The sequence below is a fragment of the Sporolactobacillus inulinus genome, from assembly GCF_006539285.1.
Taxonomy (GTDB): domain Bacteria; phylum Bacillota; class Bacilli; order Bacillales; family Sporolactobacillaceae; genus Sporolactobacillus; species Sporolactobacillus inulinus.
This window is the reverse complement of the sequence record NZ_BJMS01000155.1, coordinates 1-4,201: the sequence shown is the minus strand read 5'-3', so window position 1 is coordinate 4,201 and position 4,201 is coordinate 1. Positions and strand designations below refer to the sequence as shown.

Here is a 4,201-nt window from a genome sequence, read left to right as displayed (position 1 = left end):
GCTTTCGTGTCTCGAGCTAACTCTTATTGATGAAATTGCCGCTTATCGTTCTACACCAAAGCAAAATCATAAACTTTCTTTACCTGTTAAAAAAGCGTCTCGACACTGACTTTCGAGATGCCCTACTGTATGGCTATGCTACTTCTTAGCTGTATCCTTTTGCGGCTTTACCGTCATTTTACTGATTTGTGTTCCTTGGTAATAATAGGTGATGATTTGTTTTGCTGTTTTTCCCTCGCGTGCCATTCCTTCGGCACCGTATTGACTCATGCCAACATCATGCCCGCTGCCAACGGTCACCGCTTGAACCTTATTTCCGGTTTTTGTTAGTTGAAAGTCTGTGGACGTCAGCTTTAATTTTTCGCGCACGTCGCGGCCTGTAAATTGCTTTCCGTCAATCTCAATTTCTGCGATATGTCCGGTATCCGTCTTTTTTATCACATTACCGATTGCTCCTTGAACACCGTTTAAGTCAATGCCCAACGCTTGCTCTACAGATTGAATCGGCAGCGTTTGTTTATTTTTATACCTAGGCGACAGTTTGTCCCAGGGACTTGGTACCGAACGAAGATAAGGGATATCATTGGACCAATAATCTTCAGCATTTTCCGTCCGACCGTTACTGGTTGAAAAAAACACTGGTGAAATGAGCTTACCATTATAGGTAACCACCTGGTTCTTGGTCTCTGTCACCGCTTGCATGACTTTTTTCATTCTTTTTTCATAATCTTTACCCCAAAGCGTTTTTAATTCAGTCGGACTATGATACACCTGATTCTCAACCGTATCATTAACGCGCACCTCGGGATTGTTGATTATCCGCGACATAATGTACGTCCGTGCTGCAATTGCCTGCGCTTTTAATGCTTCCAAACGAAATTTAGCCGGCATTTCTGATGCGACAACGCCAACCAAATAATCGTCTAGGGCAACTTGATCCGTTACTTTCTGAGTAGACCGGTATACAGAAACGGTGATCGAACTGTTTTGGGGCGCGTGTGCAGCTGATTTGGTTGTGTTTTGTTGTTTGGTCATTTCTCCCGATGCCTTCTGCGTGAATGGGATAACGATAGCGGCGGGGATCATAACGATAACGAATCCAAAGAGGAGAAGCAGTACAGCGGCTTTATTCATGAACATTGCCTCCACGCGTGTGAGTTATTGGGTTATTGGGTTATTAATTACTATGCAGGTGCTTGCGCAAATAGAACAAGCCCATGTGCATCATTAATCACGTGGAAGCATATCATCCATTTTGAGAGGCTTGCAAGAGCAACTGTCGGAATATTAAAAAACATCAAAAGCACTCGAATCAATCGACCGAGTGCCTGCCTGGATCATCAATTTAATTAAGCAAATTTCGGGTTAATGCTTAGTGCTCCTTGTAATGCTTCCTCGGTTGATGCAACCGGTTGTTCCGCATCATTCATGCTGACACGCTCAATATCCGCACCTAAAGCACGGAGTTTTCCGGTAAGATCTACATAACCGCGATCAATATGGTGCAAACGGCTGACTTTGGTATAGCCCTTTGCAACTAAGCCGGCGATTACCAGAGCAGCTCCTGCACGAAGATCGGTCGCGGCAACTTCAGCGCCCTGGAGATCACAAGGTCCGCTAATTACAGCCGCTCGACCATCAATTTTGATTGCCGCATTCATTCTGCGGTATTCTTCAACATGCATAAAACGGTTTTCAAAAACGGTTTCTGTAATCACTGAAGTTCCATTCGCTTTTAGCAAAAGAGCCATCATTTGTGCTTGAAGATCGGTTGGAAACCCAGGATGCGGCATCGTCTTGACATCAACCGCCTGCAAGTGATCGTTGCCAATCACACGAACACCTCTCGCTTCTTCTTTGATGACAACACCCATATCACGCATTTTGGCGATCAGTGGTCGAAGATCTTTGATATCAGTGTCTTCCACCAGTACATTGCCACCGGTTATCGCCGCAGCAATCATATACGTACCTGCTTCAATCCGGTCAGGAAGAATCCGGTGCTCTGCTCCGCAAAGTTCATGAACACCTTTAATCGTCACTCTGCCCGTACCTGCACCGCTGACCTTTGCACCCATTGCATTAAGGTATTGCGCCAGGTTGACAATCTCAGGCTCGCATGCTGCATTTTCGAGAACCGTTTCTCCTTCGGCAAGCGTTGCAGCCATCATGATGTTTTCCGTTGCACCAACACTTGGGAAATCTAAATAAATGACCGATCCTTTTAGCTTCCCATCCACACGTGCTTCGATGGAGCCGTTTCCGATCGTAACCTTAGCACCCATGGCTTCAAAGCCTTTCAGATGCTGGTCAATGGGTCTGGAGCCAATCGCGCATCCCCCTGGAAGAGCGATTTTCGCGTGACCAACGCGTGCAAGCAGTGGACCCATGACTAAAAAAGAGGCACGCATTTTCCGAACATATTCAAAAGGCGCTTCTGTAAATAGATCAGCCATTGCATTAACCATAATCGTTTTCTTTTCGTAATTCACCGACGTATTCAAGTACCGTAATACTTCATTAATCGTGTATACATCAGCCAGTTCCGGCACATTATATATTTTGCTCGTGCCCTTCGTAGCAAGCATTGATGCGGCTATGACAGGAAGAACAGCGTTCTTTGCACCTTCAATCTTCACAGAGCCCGAAAGCCGTTTCCCTCCATGAACGATAATCTTTTCCAAACTTTTCCCCTCCGCGTCCAATTATCTCTTCGCTCGATCCGGAACATTCTTCCGTGCCGCGTCTATTGTTGAATTGAATCATTACGATCACTGGAAACTTTTCCTGATTAGTATTCCACCGTAATGATCGGTGAGCCAAGGACAATAATGGTCCGGTCTCCATCATTTCTCAAGGCTGCCTGAATGTTCATCTTTTTTTTCGAAGTGTCAATGGCATTGTTCCATGCCCCATTATATGCTGATATCGATACAAAGGTTTTTTCTTGCAGTTGCTCAACAGGAATAGCTGAAAAAAGCTTAAGATACCGTTTTCCTTCTTCAAGCAAGGTACGTTTCATTTTATCATTGCGATATGCGCTTACACAAGAGTATAAGTGCTCTTGACCATTAAAAATACGTGCTAATTCCGCACTCATTTCGTCTCTTGTCTCTCCCCATTGCGCCGGTATAAATGATTTGCCGCTTCCTTGGTAAAGAATGACTGTTTGGTAACCGTTCCCATTTGGGTAAGCGATGTAGCTAACCCGCCATTGCGCGTGCCCGAGTTTCGCTTTCTTAATCCCAACCCAGCCAAACGCGCCGTCACGAGCAGGCATCACCTGCCACTTGTAATCATCCAATTTTGCCTGAATTGTTGCTGCACCCTTTTTCACTTCTAGCTTTGATGCATGAGTATCCTGGGGCTCACGTGCGTAAATGTTCCAGCCCGTAATCTGTGCATGCTGCGCTTTCAACGTGCGTGCAAATAATGAAACCCGATTCAACTCTTCAAGGTGCGATTGATTCGCTTCTGCAGCTACCCGATCTTGGCGAAATTGCATGATCCATAAAACCAGTAACAAGAAAATAATGCCAAACAAAATGTTCCGTTTCATAAAATCCGCCCCTCTCCTTGTCTTCAGTATTACCTGAAGCAGAAGAGCAGCATACGTGGAACTTTTCGTCATATTCAGACTGAATTTGCATCATCGAACAATGAAAATTCAATCATAAATTTGCGGTAAAATTAAGGACCAGTTCACATAATCAAGAAAAAATTTTGTTACCGGGTAACTAATGGCGATTGCCAAAAGCACATATAAAATTCTCGCTTGTAAGCTCTTTGCATGACGAAAAACCGCCTCAAATTTTACAGATTGAAGTGCCCACCATGTAAGTGCGAAAAAAAGTAATTGAGCAACAATACTGATCAAAGCCAAAAGGCCGGAATTCTCAATCAATCAAAGCCACCGCCTGTCGTCTTATATGTAATACCGGTTCTCTTATCCCTACGCAATTTATATTCTTCGTTTAGGAATAACAGATTGTGCATCCATCTCCTTATTTGTAATAATTTCGTAACATAATTTTAATATAACGATAATCTATTCTGACAAAGTTTATTTTACCGCCGTTTTTTATAATTGACTACTTTTTTTCATTAAAAGTTTTTTCAGTATTTTTCGATCAATAACAGTGCCATGTAAGCCAAAATAAATTTTAAGAAAAATCCGGGCAAAATGCGCCCGGTCGTTACT

The 4,201-nt window shown here is 43.7% G+C and carries 4 protein-coding genes; all 4 read right to left on the bottom strand.

The window, feature by feature from the left end; all coding sequences use genetic code 11:
• Positions 1-138: 138 nt before the first annotated feature.
• Positions 139-1,134: a stage II sporulation protein D gene (spoIID, locus tag SIN01_RS14135; protein WP_010023460.1), complete on the bottom strand. Its 996-nt coding sequence runs from the start codon at positions 1,132-1,134 to the stop codon at positions 139-141.
• Positions 1,135-1,349: 215 nt separating this feature from the next.
• Positions 1,350-2,684 (bottom strand): UDP-N-acetylglucosamine 1-carboxyvinyltransferase, encoded by a 1,335-nt coding sequence (murA, locus tag SIN01_RS14130; protein WP_010023458.1) that lies wholly within the window; start codon positions 2,682-2,684, stop codon positions 1,350-1,352.
• A 107-nt stretch (positions 2,685-2,791) separates the two neighbouring features.
• Positions 2,792-3,559: a YwmB family TATA-box binding protein gene (locus SIN01_RS14125; RefSeq protein WP_010023456.1), complete on the bottom strand. Its 768-nt coding sequence runs from the start codon at positions 3,557-3,559 to the stop codon at positions 2,792-2,794.
• 108 nt (positions 3,560-3,667) lie between these two features.
• Positions 3,668-3,904, bottom strand: a complete 237-nt coding sequence (locus SIN01_RS14120) for a DUF1146 family protein (protein ID WP_010023455.1) — start codon at positions 3,902-3,904, stop codon at positions 3,668-3,670.
• Positions 3,905-4,201: the final 297 nt, after the last annotated feature.

What these genes read in the sequence shown, in the direction of transcription:
- spoIID (WP_010023460.1), bottom strand. Translation starts at nt 1,134, where the DNA reads ATGAATAAAGCCGCTGTACTGCTTCTCCTCTTTGGATTCGTTATCGTT.
- SIN01_RS14125 (WP_010023456.1), bottom strand. Translation starts at nt 3,559, where the DNA reads ATGAAACGGAACATTTTGTTTGGCATTATTTTCTTGTTACTGGTTTTA.